This is a genomic window from Streptococcus catagoni, from assembly GCF_011421425.1.
In the GTDB taxonomy this organism is placed as follows: Bacteria; Bacillota; Bacilli; order Lactobacillales; family Streptococcaceae; genus Streptococcus; species Streptococcus catagoni.
Genome location: NZ_WPCW01000002.1, coordinates 54,696 through 74,403, shown reverse-complemented (window position 1 = coordinate 74,403; position 19,708 = coordinate 54,696). Strand labels below are relative to the sequence as shown.

Sequence of the window (19,708 nt, the reverse complement as noted above, 5' to 3'; positions counted from 1 at the left end):
ATCTATTTATGATTATCTATTTGGAGGCTTAACTCTTCTAATTGTTTTCTTGAAACAAGGCTTGGAGCTTGTGTCATAGGATCAGTTGCTTTATTGTTTTTAGGAAAAGCAATGACTTCACGAATATTATCCTTACCTGCTAGCAACATCACCAAACGGTCAAGACCAATGGCAAGTCCGCCATGCGGTGGGAAGCCATAATCCATAGCTTCTAATAAGAAACCAAATTGTTCCTTAGCTTCTTCTGCTGTAAAGTCAAGTGCTTTAAACATACGCTCTTGCATCTCTTTTTGGTTAATACGCAGGCTTCCACCACCCAACTCATAACCATTTAAAACAATATCATAAGCAATAGCTCGCACCTTAGCCAAATCACCTTCAAGCTCATGAGCTGACTCCATTGTAGGTAAGGTGAAAGGATGATGAGCAGACATATAACGGTTTTCTTCTTCTGACCACTCAAACATTGGCCAATCAACCACCCAAAGGAAATTAAAGATAGAGTTGTCAATCATGTCAAAATCTCTAGCAATGCGATTTCGAAGAACTCCTAAAGTACTATTAGCAACCTCAAGCTGATCCGCCACAAACAAGACCAAATCATTTTCTTCCAAGTGTAAAGTTTCTGTCAAGTTAGCTTCAATACTTGTTAGGAACTTAGCGACTGGTCCAGCAAGTTTGCCTTCTGTCAACTTAAGCCAAGCTAGTCCTTTAGCACCAAATTGTTTGGCAAATTCTGTCAGTTTATCAATATCCTTACGTGAGTAAGAATCGGCTCTTCCTTTAACAACAATAGCCTTAACAGCTTCTGCTTCTGAAAAGACTTTAAAGTCCACTCCCTTGACAAGTTCTGTCAAGTCTTGCAATAACATCTCAAAACGTGTATCTGGCTTGTCCGAACCATAAGAGTTCATAGCTTCCTCATAAGCCATACGTGGGAATGGTAGACTAACTTCAATACCTTTGGTATCTTTCATCACTTTGGCAATCATACCTTCAACCAGATCTTGGATTTCTTGCTCAGACAAGAAAGAGGTTTCCAAGTCAACTTGTGTAAACTCAGGTTGACGGTCACCACGAAGGTCTTCATCACGGAAACATTTAACAATTTGGTAATAGCGGTCAAAACCAGCATTCATCAATAATTGTTTAGTAATTTGAGGACTTTGAGGAAGTGCATAAAAATGCCCTTGACTGACACGGCTTGGTACTAGATAATCACGCGCCCCTTCAGGTGTTGATTTTGAAAGCATAGGGGTCTCAACATCAATAAAATCAAGCCCATCAAGGTAATTTCGAATGGAATGAGTCACCTTAGCACGCAATTTAAAGTTTTCTAACATCTCTGGGCGACGAAGATCCAAGTAGCGGTAGCGTAAGCGTGTTTCATCACTAATGTCAACACCATCTTTAATTTCAAATGGTGTCGTCTTAGCACTATTTAGGATGATCAAAGCTGATACTTTCAATTCCACAGCCCCTGTTGCTAATTTATCATTAGCCTGTTGGCGTGCCTCAACGGTACCTTCAACTTCAATGACGTACTCACTTCTTAGGCTTTCTGCAGTTGCCATTAATTCACTTGATACTTCTTCTGGATTAATGACCAGCTGCATGATTCCTTCACGATCTCGTAAATCAATAAAAATGAGCCCACCTAAATCCCTACGACGACCTACCCATCCTTTCAAGACTATTTTATTTCCAATATGTTCTTCACGAACACATCCTGCATAGATGCTGCGTTTCATGTCATATCTCCATTACTTTTTATATTTCTTACTATTATAGCAAAAAGGCACTAAAAACCCCACCCATTTAAGAAAGTCTTTCTAAAGAATCTCTTTCTTCAACCACTAGATGCTCTAAAGACTAAATGTCAAAAAAATTTGATAGACTTTTGCAAGCATTTTCTCTATATTAAGCTTATAGGAGGAGAAAAAGATGCCACTAACCATTGGTGAAATGCTTAAAAAGAATAGGCAAGAAAGGAGTCTGACGCAAGAAGAAATAGCCAGACACCTAAATGTCTCTCGCCAGACTGTCTCTAACTGAGAAAATGATAGGTCTTACCCAGATATCATGATGATTATTGCTTTAAGTGATTTTTATCAGATTATCCTAGATCTCTTAATTAAAGAAGACCAGAAAATGATCCAACATCTGGAAGCGTCAACGAATACGGTCAACAGTCAGACAAAATTGTTGCGAGCCATCTTTATTAATTTACTTATCCTTCTTCTTTTTATGATTTTCAATCAAGCTATTAATCATAACCCTTACATTTTCTTAATATGTGCCATCTGTGAAATTCTCTCCACTAACTATCTCTTTATCCAGATTATCAATAAGATTTAAGAGGTCTATTATGCTCTTAGCTATCATTATTGTTTTCACTCTAACCTTATTGGAAGCCTTTTTTCTCAATTTTTTCATATACAAATTGGTTTCCTTAGATGCTAAAACAAGACAGTTTAAAAAAACTGTCTTGCCTCTTCTAGCCATTAGTGGTCAAAGAGGTGAAGGACTTCTTCTTTATCTCTTTAGTAGTAGAAACCATCCTAAGTTGACACCTTTGTCTCCTGAGGAAAAATATACTTTTCAAAGTTACCGGAAAAAAGCTAAAGTCACACTAAGCCTAATGGCAGGCCAGTTAATTGTGCTCGACTTATTTTTTCTATTCATAACAAAAAGGTGACATGTCCTATGTCGCCTTTTATCTTTTATAAACCAATCTTTGCTAATACTTGGCTAAAGTCACTTGAGATATCTTCAAAAGAAACCTCAACTTCTTCACGTGTTTGATTATTTTTGACAATCACTTGACCTTTATCTACTTCACTTTCACCTAAAGTGATAATGGCTTTAGCTCTAAAGCTGTCTGCTGATTTGAACTGTGCTTTGATTTTACGGCCAAGGTAATCACGTTCTGCTTTTAAACCTTGACGACGAATAGCTTGAACGAGCTCTAAAGCTTTGCTATTGGCTCCATCCCCAAGAACGGCAATATAAAGGTCTAGATTCTCTTCAATTGGAAGCTCAATGCCTAATTTGTCGATAATCATTAAGAGGCGTTCTAAACCAAGCCCAAAACCAAATGCAGCTGTTTCTGGTCCGTCAAAATAAGTCACCAATCCATCATAACGACCGCCGCCACAAACGGTCAACTCAGATCCTTCGATTTCTGTGATGACTTCAAAAATCGTGTGGTTGTAGTAATCCAAACCACGGACCATGTTAGTGTCAATTGTGTATGAGATACCTAACATATCTAACATCTCACGGACACCATCAAAGTGAGCTTGACTTTCTTCATCCAAGAACTCTAAGATAGAAGGCGCATTTTTAACCGCTTCAATATCTTCTTTTTCTTTGGAATCCAAAACCCGTAATGGATTTTCTTCCAAACGATGTTGGCTATCTTTTGATAGTTTGTCTTTTTGTGGTGTTAAGAAATCAATTAGGGCTTGGCGATAAGCTGTGCGACTTGATGGATTACCAAGGCTATTGATTGATAGTTTTAAGTTGTTAATACCAAGTGCATCAAATAAATCATAGGCCATAGCAATTGTTTCAACATCTGTAGCTGGATTAGCTGAACCGAAGCATTCTACTCCAATCTGATGGAATTGACGAAGGCGACCTGCTTGTGGACGTTCATAACGAAACATTGGCTCAATATAGTACATTTTAAGCGGTTTTTGCACTTCTGGAGCAAATAATTTATTTTCTACATATGAACGCACAACCGGAGCTGTTCCTTCTGGACGAAGCGTGATATGACGACCACCCTTATCATGGAAATCATACATTTCTTTAGAAACAATATCTGTTGTATCACCTACTGAACGACTGATAACTTCGTAATGTTCAAACATAGGTGTTCTAATTTCACCATAGTTATATTTTTTAAAAGTTTCACGTGCAACTTGTTCAACATACTGCCATTTTGCAGCGTCAGCAGGAAGAATATCCTGAGTTCCTTTAGGTTTTTGAAGCTTCATAGATTTAAGATACAAAAGGCTTGATAAGCTAAGTAAAAAACAATGACAGAAAATTCTAATTATCCACTGTTATTTTCTACATGACCTACAGTTTGTGTTCCTTGTCAACCCAAACTTAGCCCCGTCCTTTCCTTTTACATTTACTTATCCTTATTTTACCACAAATTTGATAGAGCCACACTGTTTACTGCTAGCTATTTCTATCTGGACGCCACAATCTTTTATTGGAGCTTTTTTTTAAATTTCCCTGACAAATAGGCTTCAAAGCTATAGCCTTTTTTAACAGCAGCTTCAAAGGCTAGCCCCCTTTTATAATTAAACCAAAATTCTACCATGGGTGAAATCAAATAGAGAAATATTCCAAAACTATTAAATACCAATGCTAAAAGCATAAGAAGAAGGTCCATCATCGAAAACCATAACAAACGCTTTTGGTAAAAAACATGCACCTGCTCTTTTCGTCCTGTAAACTGTTCCGATAGATTAGCCGTTGTTAGCTTGATTGTTATTCTATTTAACAACAATCCTGTCAGCAGATTTATGATCCCGAAAAAAAGAATGGCTACCCATTTATCATCATAGGCCACAAGCATTTTAATAGCTAGGGGAAAAAGGGCTAAGATCATATGGGCAAGAACATCTTGAATAAAGGAAGAAAATCTAACTTCTGTGACATTAGAGATGACCTGCGTAGGTCGATACCAAAAGTTAAAAACAATCAGAAATGAAATTAAAAATGTTCCTACAGCATAAGCAAATGCCGGCAAACCTACTTGACTGCTTGGAATTTTAATCTCTAAAACCAGTATAGTCATCAAAATTGCAACAATAGCATCGCTTAAAGCATCAAAACGCTTGATAATATTATGTGTCATTCTACAGCTTCTCCTCCATTAATACCTAATCATAGCACGACTTTAGCCATTTTAAAAATATCTTACTCAAAAAAATTAAAAACTTTGTCAAGTAACTTTACTTTACAAAAAACTTATGTTATTCTATTAAAGTTGATTTAAGATCAAGATATTAAGATTAATCGGAGGATAGAAAAAATGGCAGTTCCTGCACGTCACACGTCAAAAGCTAAAAAGAACAAACGTCGTACACACTATAAATTGACAGCTCCATCTGTACAATTTGACGAAACTACTGGAGATTTCTCACGTTCTCACCGTGTATCACTTAAAGGATACTACAAAGGACGTAAAATCGCTAAAGCTAACGAAGCTAAATAATAGAAGGGAGATACCATGCGCGTAAATATTACACTTGAACACAAAGAATCTGGTGAACGCTTGTACCTTACTTCAAAAAACAAACGTAACACTCCAGACCGTCTTCAATTGAAAAAATACTCACCAAAATTACGTAAACACGTAACCTTTACAGAAGTTAAATAAGGATTCATTACACGTCAATAGACGTGATGAAACACAAAAAACACCCCTGATTCTAGTAAAGTAGAATCAGAGGTGTTTTATTATGGTTAAAAAAGCCTAATTAATCGAAACAAAGTCAGCTAGAATCATCATGGAAACCTTAGGCATCATAAAGGCTAAGAGGTGGCCATGATGATTCTAGCTGACTTTGTGATTTTTATTTATTAAAACTGGCTTTTTATTATCAATAGTAATCAAGTACTGGAATACCTGTAACAATGGAGGCATCAGCTTGAGATGATTTATTATCAGAAACAGTAGTAGAAGTAACTGGAGTGGTTGATTGGACTGATATCCCACTTCTTGATTAGAAGGTGATACAGTTGTTAAAGTTTCATTAGTAGTAGCAGCATCAGCATAGGCAGTCGTATTTAAATGAAGAAAGACTAACTGTTAGAAAAGTCCCAAGTGTAACCCCACAAAGGCTCTTGTTGATTTTACTTTTACGTAACCCAAAGCGTTCTCTTTTCGATTGAAACATTTTTCTATAACCTCTCATAAAATAGTTAGTTAATCGGTTAAGTAACTTAAGTTACACTACACCTTTTACTATTACTTGACAACTCAAGTTTACTCATTAAAAATAGAAATGGTGACTTTATCAAGAATTAGTATTTTTATCATTGGTCTTACTAAAGGTTTCATGGTGTTTTTAATAGTATCCATCTAAAAAATAAAGATTTTTCACAACAGGACATGTTGAAAAGAGTCTGTCAAGACTATCAGTGAACTTCTAACCTTGATCATACAAGACATTGATAGGGAAAGCTGGAAATAAACAACTTGGTATAAAAGATGAGATGATTTGGAAAACTAGGGCTAAGACTGATTCAGGAAATCACAGAGGAGCTCTTTCTTGACAAAGCTTAGAAGATTTATGTGTGATAGAAATGAATATGCCATACTAAACAAATGACTTACTGAGCTTGGATTACCAAATTATGGCTTCCACCTTTGTCATCATCATTACCTTCTTTTTACCCTCATCATAAATCTAAATAAAATAAAAGCCGATTTTATGATACAATACAATTACTATTTGATTCGGAGGACATCATGCCATTTTTTTTAAGTCGTGTCATTAAAGGGATGATCATAGCCCTTGGTTTTATCTTACCTGGTGTTTCTGGTGGCGTACTGGCTGCTATTTTAGGAATTTATGAACGCCTGATTAACTTTTTAGCCCATATTCGTGACAATTTTGTTGAAAATTTTCTCTATTTTGTCCCTGTTGGTATTGGTGGCATCTTAGGTATTGCTCTTTTTTCATTTCCAGTTGAATTCTTACTGAAACACTTTCAAGTTCCTGTTTTATGGGGATTTGCTGGCGCAATCATTGGAACACTACCAAGTCTTATTGCAGAGTCAACCAAGACTTCAAAGCGAGACAGGACTGACTGGCTGTGGTTTATTTTAACCTTTGTCATTTCAGGACTTTTACTCTATTTCTTAAATAATCTGGTTAGCCAGATCCCAGCTAATTTCCTAAGCTTCATTCTAGCTGGTATCCTCATTGCCCTGGGTGTCTTAGTTCCAGGTTTAAGCCCATCCAATTTACTCTTAATTCTAGGTCTCTACTCGCCCATGCTTCAAGGTTTCAAATCATTAGACTTAGTAGGAACCTTCCTTCCTATTGCTCTTGGTGGCATAGTTGCTATTTTGACTTTTTCAAAGGCAATGGACTATACCTTACAGCATTATCATTCCCGTGTTTATCATTTCATTATTGGAATCGTCTTATCAAGTACACTTCTCATTCTTATTCCCAACAGCAGTAGTAAAGAAGCCATTTCTTACACCGGAGCTGGAATCCTAACATGGATTTTTGCTATCCTATTGTTTTGTTTAGGTATCTGCTTAGGTGCCTGGATGAGCAAACTTGAAGAAAAATATAAATAAACTGGTAGCTAGAAAATCTTTTTTTCTGGCTTTTTTACTAGATTCACAAAAAAATAACTAAGTGTCCCTCCTTTTAAAGGGAAAACCTTTGAACCTATCACAGCTTCTTTAAAAATCACACAAGAAAAAAGTATGGACGAAGCACTGTCCATACTCTTTTATATGATCCCTCTAAGAAGTCTACTTCTTTTTTGCCCCTTTTATAATATCTGTAAAGCAAGCCGTAAACTGAGCTGTCATCCCCCAGATGGTTTGATCTAAATTTTCATAAAAAGGAATGCTGGAACCTCTATTACTGAAAGAATAGTTGACACCATTTTTAATTCTATCAAAAGGAAAATTCGAATCTTCTTTAATACGAGATGCCAACTCATAATAGACGGGATAGCTGTCAAGCATCTTTTCTAAAGGTACTGTAAAGAGCCTGTCAACTTCCTCATTAGGTCTAATTGACTGCCAGTCAGAAATTTTCAATTCTCCTACAAAGCAGTGAATACTACGCTTTCCTTGAATGATATAATCTATCTCCCCCCAGACTAGGATCTCTTCTTTCCTAATATTAAGCTCTTCAACGGTCTCTCTTATTGCTGCTTGACAGTAAGTTTCCCCCTTTTCAACTTTTCCTCCGGGAAAAGAAACCTCTCCAGGCTGTGAAATATGTTGACTTCTAATCTCATAAAGAATCTGCCACTGATCCTTATCCCAAATAAGGGGTAAAAAGACAGCATACCGCTTTTCTTCCCCTAGAGGTTTAGGCTGATAAGTCTTAATAATTTCATCGTAAGCTTTAGACATGAATTCTTCCTCTTTATCTTAGTTAGAACCTATATTACAAAATTTAAAGTCAAAAGGTCAAGTAATACTTCCCTCAAATTGAACTTTAAAAAGAGCCAGCCACTTTTTCTGATTCTTGTATCTTAAACATACTTTACAGGCAAAATAGCAAAGCTTATAAGTAAAGGCTGCGGACTAATCATAAAAAGGAAAACTCATCTGAGCTTTCCTTTTTATACTGCTAAGCTTACTGGCAACAAATGAGCAAAGCTTGCCACATTGTTTATCTAGTTGCAAGTTTAGACAGCCTCCTTCAATCCTTTTTTAGGACGGTAGATACATAATGCTAGTACCATAAATGCCAATAAGAAAGCTGTTAGAACCATGATCTCATGTCCATTGTCACCTTTTAAGGAAATTGTCTGCCTTAGTCCAGAAACAATATAGGACATTGGTAAATAAGGATGGAGAGTTTGGAAAAACCTTCCACTTAATTCAATAGGATAAGAACCACCAGCTGAACCGACTTGTAAAAGTAACATGACCAGTGATAAAAATGAACCATAACGATCATCCCATCCTACCAAGGCTGTTACCATAGCCATCAAGGTCCAACCACTTAAGATGATGAAAAATAAAGTTTTCATATTGTAATTAGCTTCAAATCCCAAAAGTTGAATAGCAGCATATAAAACCACTGAACCCATTGTAGAAATAAAGCCATTAATAACAAATTTTTGCTTTGCCCAATCCATCTTATTTTTAACTGGTCTACCTGAAAGAGAGTCTGCAAAGATAACATTTGTTGAAAGTGCAACAACCATTAATGAAACGGAAATCATATAAGGAGCCATTGCAATACCATTATTTTTAACCTTGTCACTGTCTTTTTGTTTCATTGTTAAAGGTTCTGCCACTGATTTTGCATTTTTATCCTTAACAGAAACTAATGATAACTGATTAGATGCCTTCTTTAATGACGCATTTAAGCTACCTAAACCATCAGAAAGGCTTATTAAGCCGCCTGATAAGGTTCTGCCACCTTGAGCGAGCTTGTCGGAACCCGTTGACATTTGATTAGCTCCATCAGCCACTTTATTACTACCATTAATCAATTGTCCAGATCTACTATTTAGTAAAGTAGAGCCTTGATAAAGACTGCTAATACCAGTTGATATTTTTTCATTTTTACTTCTTAAAACATTTAAACCATTGGCTATTTTTGAACTTCCTGGTAAAACTTGGTCTGTCAAGCTAGAGTTGACAGCTACCAATCCAGTTGACAGAGTTGACAATGCTTGACTAGCTCCAGGCAAGGCTTGATCTGATTTAGAGGCCAAGGCCTTTACCTTAGTTTGGAGTTCTGATAACTGCCCTGTTCCTCCACCAGATAAGGCTTTTAATGCTCCTAGAGTTGTAATCATTGATTGTGCATTTTCTAAGATCGTTTTCGCAGATTCAGCAGTAGGTGAAGAGGCACTTGAAAGTGCATTGCTTAAATCTGCTTGCTGGGCAGGTGTTAAGCTTTTATAGGTTGTCGTTGCCTGTAAAGCAGCTAATTGGCTAGCCTGAGTACTTGCAATTGTCTGTGCCTGAATCAGGATGGTTTTTAAATTATTCTCAATACCACTAGTATCTACAGAAGGTGCAGACAAACCTGATACCGCATTGTTTAATTGTTGAATACCTTCATTAAGCTGAGGAAGTCCTGCAATCAATAGGTGGATTTTTTGGGAATCTTCCTGACTCATACCTGTCTTTGAGGCAAGTTCTCTTAAACCTGCATGTAATTTATCAGCTCCAACTGCTAATTGATTAACCCCATTTAAATAATTGGGCATATCATTGGACAGATGACCAATACCTGTATTTAACTTTGTCACTCCTCCTGTATAGTTAGAGATTCCAGAAGATAAGGCTGTGGTTCCACTAGCCAAAGTCTTAGTAGCATCAGATAAGCTATTCAAATGACCAGTGAGCTCTTGACTGCCGTTTTTGGCTTCATTAGACCCATTAGCTAATTGTTGACTACCATCAGAAGCCTTTTGAAGACCTGATTGTAAGCTGGTCATTTTTCTAAAAACAGACTTTGTATAAGTATTGGTAATATTATCTGAAACACTGTCTTTTAACTTCATCATGGCTGCTTCACTCATTTTAGAAGCAACCATTCCATGACCTCTACTAGTTTGATAATAGATACGTAATTTTTTAGGTTTATCTTCCATTAAAGTCGTTGCATTTTCTGAAAGATTCTCAGGAAGGGTTACGATCATGTAATATTTACCATTCTCTAAACCCTTTTCTGCTTTAGATTTACTGGTAAAGTGATAGTCTAAAGCCTTATTTTTAGACATGCTGTCTACCATGTCATCGCCGATTTTTAAGGTCTTGTCTTGAAAATTTGCTGGCTTATCTTGATTGACAACCGCTACGGGTAAATGCTTAACGTTACCGTAAGGATTCCACATGGAACCTAAAAAAGACAAATTATATAAGGCTGGCACCAAGGCCACCCCTATCATTGTAATGATTAATTTTGGATTTTTTATAAGTGCTTTCAATTCTTCTAACATTTTTTCTCCCAATTGAACACAGTGTGTAAAATTTATGATAAAATATATTATACAATCTTCCTAGAAAATTTCAAGAGTTTATGCTGGTTTTTTGGACACATAGTCTAAAAGTGTACAAATGGAGAAAGAAATATGCTAAATAGAAAAGAAAACACAAAAAAAGCATTACTAGATGCAATGGTTACCCTATTATCAACTGAAAGCTTCGACGATATCACTACTAAACGGCTAGCCATAACAGCTGGGATCAGCCGATCTAGCTTTTATACCCACTACAAAGATAAATATGAAATGATTGATTCCTACCAGCAGATGCTATTTCATAAACTCGAATACGTCTTTGAAAAAGAATACGATAATTGGGAACAAACTTTTCTAGAAATCTTCAAATTTTTAGAAAGAGAAAAATTATTATCAGCCCTCATCTCTTCAAATGGGACTAGAGAAATTCAAAGCTTTATTATCAATAAAGTTAGAATCATGATTATCACAGAACTAAAAAACAGAACTGTTCACAGAGATCTATCAGAAAAGGAAAAAGAATACCAAAGTATCTACCTGTCCTATGCATTTTTTGGCACCTGTCAAGCTTGGATAGGCCGTGGCAAAAAAGAAAGCCCTCAAGAGATGACCACTTTTATATTGAAAATGTTAGCCATTAACTAAAGCTTGACCTTTCTATATATAAAATAGCAGAGCTTAAAACGGCCTACATAAAGAAAACATCACAACTTGACACAACCCATCATTAGCAGAACCATTGATAAATCAATTCACTAGCTAACAACTTGTTCAAACCTTCCGAACAAGTTTTTATTATGTCACTTTAGTCAGCAAATTTAAAAACAAAAAAAGCCCATAATAACGGGCTTTTAAAGTATGTAATGTAAGAATTAAAGCATTTTGTTGTAGAACTTTAACGGTTTACAATTAGTGTAAATTTACAGTATCTAAACACTGATATTGCTGACTTTTTATGTTTACAGTTTAAAATTAGATACATTTAATTTTAACCCCAAACTTCACTAAAAACGGAACTAAAAATGACGAGTTCTGCAGGCAAGAAAAAAGGCACCTATTAAGGTGCTTTTTTAATTATCTCTATTATTTGATTGCGTACCAAACAAATAACCGGTCAATGAAAAAATTAGTAGTTTTATAATTTCAATAAAACTTTCTCCTACTTGGGTTAGTTGCCCTTTATGAAAAAAGAATTCAATTCCATAAACAATTGTTAGTAAACCAACACACCATCCCAAAAGATGATGACCTTTTATTGTATTAAAAACATCTTTTGGTACTTCATTTGGTTTTACTGTATTCGAATTGTCAAGTGGAAATTGATTGGAATGCTTAGGCTTATCTTCTTCTATTGGTATTTGTTCATTGGTGTTAGTTTGATCGTCCAAATTCGTATTCCTTTTCGTTATAAATATCTTGGTCACTTAAAAATTCTCTGTTAAGACTGTCAGCAATAGACCAAGCAGTATCTTTTTGATGTGTAAGTTGCGATAAAAATACGCCATCTAATTCTTTATATTTTTGCCAAACTTTTTCAAAACAATTATCAAAAGCTTCGTTAAGACCAAACTTTACAGTTAAATACTGATTATTAGAATTTATATAGTAGTTTGTTATTTTATTTGAGCCATACTTTTTAAAGGCTTGGTAAATATTGCTTACTACTGGTCCATACATCCAGACTTCGAATTTATCTTCGAATAATTTTTTTTCAGTATTTTTTAAATATTCTTTATATAAAAGAAATACTAATTTTTGAAGTTTCATAGGAGAAATATCTATATTTTCTTTTTTAGCTCTCACTAAAAATGTATTAGCAACATCTAATGCAGTAATCATATTAGCACCTCCTTTCTTATATTATAGCTTATTGAGATTTTATATACAAGATATAAACCATCAGTTGCTCTCTTTATTCTTCCAATTGCTCCAATGCTTTTTTATGAAGTCTATATACTGTATTTAGTGAACGTCTCATCATAAAAGCTATACGATTCCAAGAGTAGCCGTTCATGTACCTCAATTTAATAACTGTCACTTGGTCAGCAGACTTCAAACTGTTGACCTTTTTAAGCGTTTCAGAGCGCTCCTGAGTGAGTTCTGAAACTTCTTTAGCTATTTGTTCTTCTACTTCATGCAAAAGGCTAGAATCGCTCATATTGGACGCTATGGACTTAACTTGTTTTAGTGTTGCCATTTGTATGTTAAGCATTTCAGAGGAGATTTTTAGCCTTTTTAACTTATCTTTTATTACCAATTTACTACCTACTTTCTGTGTTAATTTTACTTATAAAAGTGATGAGATTGCTATTCTAAGCGTTTTAAGTCAGGGGGGTACCCCCCTTCACGTAAGATTTTCTAAATATTTGCGTAGTCGACCCTTCCCACCGGTATCCAGTTCAATTATTTTTGCGTTTTATTTTAGACGGGGGGTAGTTATCAACAAAAGCAAAGCGGATTTCCCGCCCTGCTTCACTTTATATTCTTATATTGCTTATAAACTGTTCGAATATTTGGCGCTTTCATTTTATCCCATAACTCTTTATTAGCGTTTGTAGATCATACGCTCTAACTTGTCATCATAGTGTAGAATATTTTCCATAAGCACCTGCCATGTCTTGACGTTCTCCAATAACTACCAAATCTTTTTGATTGCTGATAACATTGATGATTGCTTTTAATTCTTCGATACTAATATCAAGGTCGTGTTGACTAGACAAGTACAATTGAATGATAGTTAAGTCCTTGTTATCTAACTCACTGTTAGTCTTAACAGTTCCATAGTCAGTGACTATGTCTTGTTGCAGTCCTTGATAATTGCTTGAGATAGTATTGAATAGATACTCTTTAATATTTACAAATCCAGTTCCAAACACTACATCAGTTGTTAGTGCTTCATATACCTTTGAATAAGTTCCCATTACTTGTTACCTCCCATTAATTTATTAAGTGCCTTACTTACAATACTTGACTTAGGTTCTGGAGTAGGCACTGCCCTGCGTTCTTCTTCTTTAGCGAATTGCTCAATTAAGTATTGCTCATACTCTTCCTTACAATCAAGGTAAGCTTGTACAATATATTCTTCTTCTAGTAAGTCGCTTTTTTCAGCATCTTGTAACAATTGATTTATAAATAATTTTGGATCTTGGTTGTGAATACGTGCTACATTTGCGAATGTACTATCGACAAACTCATTTAATTCAGCATAGCTCTTAGGTTCAGGACGTACAACATAAATGTCATCTGCAAACTTATTAGTGTTATAAGTTTCATGGTTATTTGATAAATACATGCGCAATCTTATAAGTAATTCTGGTGCTTTAGAATAGCATTCTTCAAGAGCTCTAATAAGTGAATTTAGTAAAATATTCGCAGTATATGCCAACTCTTTCTTTTGTGAGTTGAACTTACTTTCTAATTTACTGAATTGATTCACAAAAGATTCTCTTACTTCAATACTCATTTCTCGTTTAGCACGAGTAGTAATTTTTTGATTGAGATTAATTTCTTGAATTTTAAGTGTATGTTCTTTAAAAAGACTTCTAAAAGTTAAGCGATTTTGAACAACATCGTCTCTTAGTTTTAAAATTTTAGAATCACTTGTAAGTAGTGGAATAACTGTCTCTAGCCCAAAAGTGTAATAATCGAATCCAGATCCAACTGATGTTCTAAAAGCAGAATCCATTCTGTTTTCAATTTCCTTGTAACCGTGTAGTTCTGCCTCTTGTTTGATAGCGAAATAAATTTGTTTTGCTTGTTCTTTTTCCATTAGTGTATACCTCTTATTTTTCTTAGTTTAGTTAATAGGAACCATGTCTTTTGCGTTCTGGTACTTTTGGTAATTTATAAGTATTGGTTTGATTATTCTTAGAAGCATTATTATTTAAGAATCCATAAAAATGGTCAAAACCTTTATTTTGTTTTTTTATAGACTGGATATGACGATGAATTAACTTTGGTTTCCTTTTTCTTATCTGAAATTACTCCAGCTTCTAAAGCATCGATACGCTTATTCTTAGTATTAAATACTTTTTGGGTTGCTTCTAAATGATCTTTACTATAATCCATTAATCTTTTTAAATCCTTATTATCCATGCTTACCTCCTTTCTTTAAATTATTCGATATCAAGTTAAAGACCAAAAAAAGAGGTACAACAAAAACTAATTAAAGTTAATGTTATACCTCTGGTTTTTCAGTCAGTATGTTATGTATAGCAATCTTAATGACTTAGAAACTATTAGGAAATCCGATTGCTAATAATTTTTAGTTAAGACCTCATAGCCAGTAATTTTGCCGTTCTGAATTTTGAAAAGAACTTCCCCAAACTCTGGTATCCTAACTACATCTAGTATACCATTTTTTGTGAATTTAATCAACTTACTGTTGTTATTTTCAATCATTTTTTACCTCTCTTAATCCCTTTTAAATCAATGATTTTAGCTATTTTTTCTACTAATAAAATTGACTTGCCAACAACTGCACTAGGTTTATTGTCGTAGTATTTTATAATGGCAGATGTTCGAGGATTTTTCCCGATACCGACCATAACATCGACTGTTGCCGATTCCTTACTGTTCATGAATCGATTCACTCGCTTTGTAAAATCTGAACCTGATTCATTAATTTCCTGCTCCATAAATTTAATTTTCATTTGTTTTTCTCCTTATACCATCTATATTTATGTAACATATCTTACATTCTGTTACATAATTCGGGTAACTAATAAATCCTTTGTTATCAAGGCACTATTGGTTTTCCTTAAATACCTATGTAACAAGACATTTTTATGTTACTTTATTATTTTTTAAGAACTAATGTTCCATTTTCCAACATCTCGACAATTGCATCTAAACATTGACTAGCATTTTCTAGTGATGCTCCTAAATCATCTATATTCATGCTTTCAAACTCCATTGACACATATTCAGCAAGTGAGTTACTTTCATTGATCCAATCAATCAGTGAATCAGCATCATATACTTCATTTGAGATATTTTTTGTTGGTTTAATTTTTTTGTATTTCATTTTATTTCCCCTTTTTTGCCTGCTCAATAGCTTCTTTCATTTTGATATATTTTCCTTTTGTAGAACGATCACCACCGAAGTATTTACCGTCTTTGCCTTTTTGCTCAATTTCTTCTTCAATTACACTCATGTTTATTTCTCCTTATTTAAAATGGCATCTTTTCATCAAATTCAGAACAAAGTTCAAACAAAACCTCGTTAATTTCTTCTGTACTTTGATATAAGATTGTCAGCTTGGTAAGCCCTTTATTTCTATTAAAAGTATCTCCGACTCCACAATTAATACTTAGAATCTCAATTCTATGGCTTCCAATTATGATATATCGGATATCTTCCAAAACCTTGAATAGATTAAAATCATTGTAAAAGTTATAAGTAAAGGAATGAATATCCAGTTGCAGTTCTTTTGAAGGTTCCCAAACATCACCATCTCTTAAAATTTCGTCATTTAGCCTAATTTGTTTCATTGTTTTCTCTCTTTTCTATATTTTGGAAAATAATTTCTTTGAACCCTAAGCTGATTGTGTCCATAGCCGACTTATTATCCAGCTCATGATTGTATAAATCAATAATGCTATGAGTTACAACCGTTAGAAAGTCGCCCATGTGCTTTAAATTGATGCAATTCCCTCCGTCTAAATTGTAGACAAAGTTTTCATATTCTTCTTTTGGTATAATCTTTTTCAATTTTTTCTCCTTAGTTGTAGGAAAAATTCCTACAAAATAATTTCTTTCCCACAGTGGAATCCCTTGATACATAAGGGATAAGAAGTAAATTGTGGGAAAATAGCAAAAATTTGCTCAAACTTTTTTAGATAGTAAACAAGGTTATATTTTGAATTTTTTATAAATGTTTTTAAGAAATCTATTATTTTTCCCACAAATATTCTAAAAAGCCAGTAGTATCAATGATTCCCAGTGTAGGAATGCATTCCTACAATTCCTACAAATAGTGTAAGAATGCAGTAATACCAATGGTTTTGAGTGTAGGAAAAATTTCACTAAATTCCTACACCATTTCCCAGCCACTTGTTGTTTTAGAACCAAAACGCAATTTAGTTTTGTACTGCCAGCCATCAAGATTATCAAAATACATTTTAGCCTTTACCTTAATTCTTCGCTGGTCATTATCTGTTGGAAAAATTTCTGAAACCATATCTCTCATATTTACTTTATCTCTTGGAGTATCTCCGTTCCATTCTATCTGATCATTTGCATCCCGATAGGCAGTTCCCTTTTCTTCAAGGTCATAATAGTAATTTCTTCTATCGTGACTTTTAACAGATTTACTGTAAAAATCAGATGGAATGTAGGTTTCCAGATACCAGTTGATGCGCTCTATCACATCGTCAACGTACTTGTATTTTTCTCGTTCGGTAGCAATGAGTTTTCCATTTTCTTCAAAGTCATCATAATAAAGTTTACTATTCTCATAATATGATCTATAATAATTCCCCCAAATAGCAACTAAATCATCTTCTGAAATTTTCTTTAACTGCTCATTACTTGAATAGTTTACTTTTACGGGAATGAAGCGACGGTCTCCAGTTGCGTCCCCTAAGTGTTGAGTGTGGTTTGTAGTTCTAGTGTAGACAAAATCAACATTTGACCGTTTAGTTGTTCGCCCATATGGTGGACGATATGAAACTTTTGTCATTGTGATAGCCCGCTTCACTTCCTCAAAAGTACTTTTATGAGTGGCTACTAATTCATCATCATTGACAACCCAAGCACTGACCATTTTTATCAAATCATCCTTGCTATTGAATGTGCTGATTTCTTCGTAAAAACCTAAGAAGATTTGTCTTAAGAAGTTTGTTTTCCCTGCTCCTTGTTTACCGACTAAATCTAAGCAATAGTCAAACCGAACAGATGGCTCTAACACCCTTGCAATTGCTCCTCGAAAGAACAAATCTAAAACCACTCGATTGTACTCATTATCATCAATATTGAGGTATTTTTGAATAATTGGAAAAGGGTCAACATCTGGTGCATTAATTCTAGCTTTAGTGAGAAAGGATTTAATTGGATTGATAGAATTTTGTAAGGCAATAACTTCAACTTCTTCGGCTACTTCATGAGATTTAAAGTCAACATAATATGTATTGCTAATATACCCTGCTATTTGATTACTCACAGTATCATCAAAGAACCCTTTTTTTATTTTAGAGTTTTGTGGTAGGTTTCTATTATCTAGAATTTCAATCTCATGTGTGTTCTCGTTATAGCTGAATAAGTTCATCAAATTTTCATCAACTCTGGTCAAAATTCTAGTAAGATTTGCCCTACACTTTTGGACTTTATCTTTTTCTGTAACAATTAGTCCAGCCCATTTTGAAATATCAGTTACATTTGATTTTTTATTTTTTTTATCTTCAATTACATCATTAGTAATTAGGTCAAGTTCTTCTAAAACGTCTGTCATTCTACCCCCTTATATGTTTGATTCATCCTTTCTAAAAATAATTTTGAAAGTTCTTTGTTTGGTATCGTTAAATTTGTAAATAATTGCATTGTCTCATCATATGAGTAACCACTAAGGAAGAAGAGTTTTATAAAGTTAATAACATCTTTTCTTTCTCTTATTCCGTATGCTATCCAGTTAAAAACATAACCATTAATAACAACTCCAGAACCTACTCTTAACTGTGATAACACTTTTGTTTCAATCTGGTTCAGTGCCTGTATTAACTCTCCCTTAATACTTGCTACCTTTAACGGACGAACCAATTCCCAACCGTCTACAATTAAGCTATCTAATGGATCGTACTCTGTCACTTGGACTTTTACACCTTTGTAACTATAATTGATTAGTTCCACGTTTGGTGGCTTCCAATAGGTCAATAGAATATGCTTCCCTTTTTGCAATAACCTTGTAGGATTATCTTTCAGGAATGGAAATGCTGATAAAACATCAGTATGAAATTGTAGATTAATCATATCCATAGCATCACCCCTCAACGCCAAAGAATGACATCAAATCGTCAATTAGATAGAATTTTGTCCTTGAATCGTTGTAAGGTGGGATATAAGGTTTCAACCCCATTGACTCCCACTTGTCGATAGTTGGAGATGAAACTTTCAATTCTTCCATTATTGTTTTTTTACTAATGATTTTTAAGGCTCTTGGTTTTTGTTCTTTCATTACAGAAAGAGTTTTACTCATTTTATGAGTTAGATCGTCAATTTTACTCATGACATAGATATCTAACAAGTTTGGAGTAACTGAATTTCCGCTCACTCTGATTGTGTTGTATAACTCAATGACATTTTGTAAGCCATTGAGTTGTTCTGTCATTTGATTATTTGCCATAACTTCTCCCCCTTAATTGAAGTATCTACCCTGAGACTGAATATAAGCCCCATAGCGTGTGCTTACTGGTCTAACTGGTGTTTGCTTATCGTCCTCAATTTCTATGACTGTATAGCTCTTAAAATGGCTAAGAATGGCAGATAAGACGATTAGAAGAATGACCATTATGATCGCTTGTGCAGGTGTTAAATTTAGTTCATTTATCATTTCTAAACCACTCTAATTCTTTTTCATCATCAGCATTCAATAAATAGCAAGCAATTTCATCAAGTTTGCGGAATAGTTTTTCATTGATTGCATAAGTGGTATTAAGGTATTTGGTAATCATAAACATGAATGTTTCAGTGTCTTTGCGTTTTATAACCTCTAAACCTTCAATAGTAATATTGGCTAAGTCAATTTCATTGGTAAGCTCGTTAAGTTCTGCGCCAAAGGAATGTAATTCCTTGACAGTTAATAATACTTCATTAGTTTTCTTTTCCATGTTCTGAATCTCCATTTTTTGTATTATCCAGTTGTTAGATACTGGTAAACTCCCGTTGTAGCTTGATTTTTCGTGCCTTATTTGTTATAATATAAACAAATAAACTTTTACTAACGCCCTAAATTTATGCTTGCCTGCAAAATTTTGTGCTTAGTGTTCTGTAATTAAAAGC

Annotated in this window: 28 protein-coding genes; 6 read left to right on the top strand and 22 right to left on the bottom strand. The window is 34.4% G+C overall.

Going from position 1 to position 19,708, the window contains the following annotated elements:
• Positions 1 to 2 precede the first annotated feature (2 nt).
• On the bottom strand, positions 3 to 1,751 hold the full coding sequence (gene aspS, locus HBN42_RS04250; RefSeq protein ID WP_165993833.1) for an aspartate--tRNA ligase: 1,749 nt from the start codon (positions 1,749 to 1,751) through the stop codon (positions 3 to 5).
• Positions 1,752 to 1,944: 193 nt separating this feature from the next.
• Here aspS and HBN42_RS09985 point away from each other — a divergent pair, with 193 nt between their 5' ends.
• Positions 1,945 to 2,055, top strand: a complete 111-nt coding sequence (locus HBN42_RS09985) for a helix-turn-helix transcriptional regulator (RefSeq protein WP_207927407.1) — start codon at positions 1,945 to 1,947, stop codon at positions 2,053 to 2,055.
• 30 nt (positions 2,056 to 2,085) lie between these two features.
• On the top strand, positions 2,086 to 2,358 hold the full coding sequence (locus HBN42_RS04245; protein WP_207927408.1) for a hypothetical protein: 273 nt from the start codon (positions 2,086 to 2,088) through the stop codon (positions 2,356 to 2,358).
• Between the two features lie 365 nt (positions 2,359 to 2,723).
• Here the strand turns inward: HBN42_RS04245 and hisS are convergent, their stop codons facing one another.
• Entirely contained in the window at positions 2,724 to 4,004 is a 1,281-nt protein-coding gene (hisS, locus tag HBN42_RS04240) for a histidine--tRNA ligase (RefSeq protein ID WP_165993832.1), read from the bottom strand.
• A 221-nt stretch (positions 4,005 to 4,225) separates the two neighbouring features.
• Positions 4,226 to 4,879 carry a TMEM175 family protein gene (locus HBN42_RS04235; RefSeq protein ID WP_165993831.1) on the bottom strand — a complete coding sequence of 218 codons (654 nt, stop codon included), beginning with the start codon at positions 4,877 to 4,879 and terminating at the stop codon, positions 4,226 to 4,228.
• Between the two features lie 177 nt (positions 4,880 to 5,056).
• Between HBN42_RS04235 and rpmF the strand changes: the two genes are divergently transcribed.
• Positions 5,057 to 5,239: a 50S ribosomal protein L32 gene (gene rpmF / locus HBN42_RS04230; RefSeq protein ID WP_003085054.1), complete on the top strand. Its 183-nt coding sequence runs from the start codon at positions 5,057 to 5,059 to the stop codon at positions 5,237 to 5,239.
• A 15-nt stretch (positions 5,240 to 5,254) separates the two neighbouring features.
• The gene (gene rpmG, locus HBN42_RS04225; protein ID WP_002982147.1) at positions 5,255 to 5,404 is read left to right on the top strand and encodes a 50S ribosomal protein L33; all 150 of its coding nucleotides are present in this window, start codon (positions 5,255 to 5,257) and stop codon (positions 5,402 to 5,404) included.
• 391 nt (positions 5,405 to 5,795) lie between these two features.
• Here rpmG and HBN42_RS10300 read toward each other — a convergent pair whose 3' ends face one another.
• Positions 5,796 to 5,924 (bottom strand): putative cross-wall-targeting lipoprotein signal domain-containing protein, encoded by a 129-nt coding sequence (locus tag HBN42_RS10300; protein WP_165993830.1) that lies wholly within the window; start codon positions 5,922 to 5,924, stop codon positions 5,796 to 5,798.
• A 575-nt stretch (positions 5,925 to 6,499) separates the two neighbouring features.
• Here HBN42_RS10300 and HBN42_RS04215 point away from each other — a divergent pair.
• A complete protein-coding gene (locus HBN42_RS04215) occupies positions 6,500 to 7,342 on the top strand; it encodes a DUF368 domain-containing protein (protein ID WP_165993829.1) in 843 nt (280 codons plus the stop codon).
• A gap of 180 nt (positions 7,343 to 7,522) precedes the next feature.
• Here HBN42_RS04215 and HBN42_RS04210 read toward each other — a convergent pair whose 3' ends face one another.
• Together HBN42_RS04210 and HBN42_RS04205 are read right to left on the bottom strand one after the other, a co-directional pair.
• The gene (locus HBN42_RS04210) at positions 7,523 to 8,137 is read right to left on the bottom strand and encodes an NUDIX hydrolase (RefSeq protein ID WP_165993828.1); all 615 of its coding nucleotides are present in this window, start codon (positions 8,135 to 8,137) and stop codon (positions 7,523 to 7,525) included.
• 278 nt (positions 8,138 to 8,415) lie between these two features.
• Positions 8,416 to 10,692 (bottom strand): YhgE/Pip family protein, encoded by a 2,277-nt coding sequence (locus tag HBN42_RS04205; protein ID WP_165993827.1) that lies wholly within the window; start codon positions 10,690 to 10,692, stop codon positions 8,416 to 8,418.
• 132 nt (positions 10,693 to 10,824) lie between these two features.
• On the opposite strand from HBN42_RS04205, the gene HBN42_RS04200 reads away from it, so the two are divergent.
• A complete protein-coding gene (locus HBN42_RS04200) occupies positions 10,825 to 11,358 on the top strand; it encodes a TetR/AcrR family transcriptional regulator (RefSeq protein ID WP_165993826.1) in 534 nt (177 codons plus the stop codon).
• Between the two features lie 425 nt (positions 11,359 to 11,783).
• Here HBN42_RS04200 and HBN42_RS04195 read toward each other — a convergent pair whose 3' ends face one another.
• From HBN42_RS04195 to HBN42_RS04125, 16 genes are all read right to left on the bottom strand, one after another.
• Positions 11,784 to 12,101, bottom strand: coding sequence for a hypothetical protein (locus tag HBN42_RS04195; protein ID WP_165993825.1), 318 nt, complete (start codon positions 12,099 to 12,101; stop codon positions 11,784 to 11,786).
• Positions 12,085 to 12,552 (bottom strand): Panacea domain-containing protein, encoded by a 468-nt coding sequence (locus tag HBN42_RS04190; RefSeq protein ID WP_165993824.1) that lies wholly within the window; start codon positions 12,550 to 12,552, stop codon positions 12,085 to 12,087. Before HBN42_RS04190 ends, HBN42_RS04195 begins: the two co-directional genes overlap by 17 nt.
• Before the next feature lie 73 nt (positions 12,553 to 12,625).
• Positions 12,626 to 12,970, bottom strand: coding sequence for a DUF1492 domain-containing protein (locus tag HBN42_RS04185; protein WP_165993823.1), 345 nt, complete (start codon positions 12,968 to 12,970; stop codon positions 12,626 to 12,628).
• 322 nt (positions 12,971 to 13,292) lie between these two features.
• Positions 13,293 to 13,634: a hypothetical protein gene (locus tag HBN42_RS04180; protein ID WP_165993822.1), complete on the bottom strand. Its 342-nt coding sequence runs from the start codon at positions 13,632 to 13,634 to the stop codon at positions 13,293 to 13,295.
• Positions 13,634 to 14,482: a hypothetical protein gene (locus HBN42_RS04175; RefSeq protein ID WP_165993821.1), complete on the bottom strand. Its 849-nt coding sequence runs from the start codon at positions 14,480 to 14,482 to the stop codon at positions 13,634 to 13,636. Before HBN42_RS04175 ends, HBN42_RS04180 begins: the two co-directional genes overlap by 1 nt.
• Before the next feature lie 143 nt (positions 14,483 to 14,625).
• Positions 14,626 to 14,808: a hypothetical protein gene (locus tag HBN42_RS04170; RefSeq protein ID WP_165993820.1), complete on the bottom strand. Its 183-nt coding sequence runs from the start codon at positions 14,806 to 14,808 to the stop codon at positions 14,626 to 14,628.
• A 302-nt stretch (positions 14,809 to 15,110) separates the two neighbouring features.
• Entirely contained in the window at positions 15,111 to 15,365 is a 255-nt protein-coding gene (locus HBN42_RS04165; protein WP_165993819.1) for a hypothetical protein, read from the bottom strand.
• Between the two features lie 146 nt (positions 15,366 to 15,511).
• Positions 15,512 to 15,739, bottom strand: coding sequence for a hypothetical protein (locus HBN42_RS04160; protein ID WP_165993768.1), 228 nt, complete (start codon positions 15,737 to 15,739; stop codon positions 15,512 to 15,514).
• Between the two features lies 1 nt (position 15,740).
• On the bottom strand, positions 15,741 to 15,869 hold the full coding sequence (locus HBN42_RS10200) for a hypothetical protein (protein WP_268895583.1): 129 nt from the start codon (positions 15,867 to 15,869) through the stop codon (positions 15,741 to 15,743).
• Positions 15,870 to 15,885: 16 nt separating this feature from the next.
• Positions 15,886 to 16,206: a hypothetical protein gene (locus HBN42_RS04155; RefSeq protein ID WP_165993818.1), complete on the bottom strand. Its 321-nt coding sequence runs from the start codon at positions 16,204 to 16,206 to the stop codon at positions 15,886 to 15,888.
• Complete coding sequence (locus HBN42_RS04150) at positions 16,193 to 16,426, bottom strand: hypothetical protein (protein ID WP_165993817.1); 234 nt, start codon at positions 16,424 to 16,426, stop codon at positions 16,193 to 16,195. Before HBN42_RS04150 ends, HBN42_RS04155 begins: the two co-directional genes overlap by 14 nt.
• Before the next feature lie 322 nt (positions 16,427 to 16,748).
• On the bottom strand, positions 16,749 to 18,164 hold the full coding sequence (locus tag HBN42_RS04145) for a VapE domain-containing protein (RefSeq protein WP_165993816.1): 1,416 nt from the start codon (positions 18,162 to 18,164) through the stop codon (positions 16,749 to 16,751).
• On the bottom strand, positions 18,161 to 18,685 hold the full coding sequence (locus tag HBN42_RS04140) for a hypothetical protein (RefSeq protein WP_165993815.1): 525 nt from the start codon (positions 18,683 to 18,685) through the stop codon (positions 18,161 to 18,163). Before HBN42_RS04140 ends, HBN42_RS04145 begins: the two co-directional genes overlap by 4 nt.
• 4 nt (positions 18,686 to 18,689) lie before the next feature.
• Positions 18,690 to 19,052, bottom strand: a complete 363-nt coding sequence (locus HBN42_RS04135; RefSeq protein ID WP_165993814.1) for a hypothetical protein — start codon at positions 19,050 to 19,052, stop codon at positions 18,690 to 18,692.
• A 12-nt stretch (positions 19,053 to 19,064) separates the two neighbouring features.
• Positions 19,065 to 19,259 (bottom strand): hypothetical protein, encoded by a 195-nt coding sequence (locus HBN42_RS04130; protein WP_165993767.1) that lies wholly within the window; start codon positions 19,257 to 19,259, stop codon positions 19,065 to 19,067.
• Positions 19,249 to 19,551 carry a hypothetical protein gene (locus HBN42_RS04125; protein WP_235925332.1) on the bottom strand — a complete coding sequence of 101 codons (303 nt, stop codon included), beginning with the start codon at positions 19,549 to 19,551 and terminating at the stop codon, positions 19,249 to 19,251. The genes HBN42_RS04130 and HBN42_RS04125 overlap by 11 nt, the downstream gene beginning before the upstream one ends.
• Positions 19,552 to 19,708: the final 157 nt, after the last annotated feature.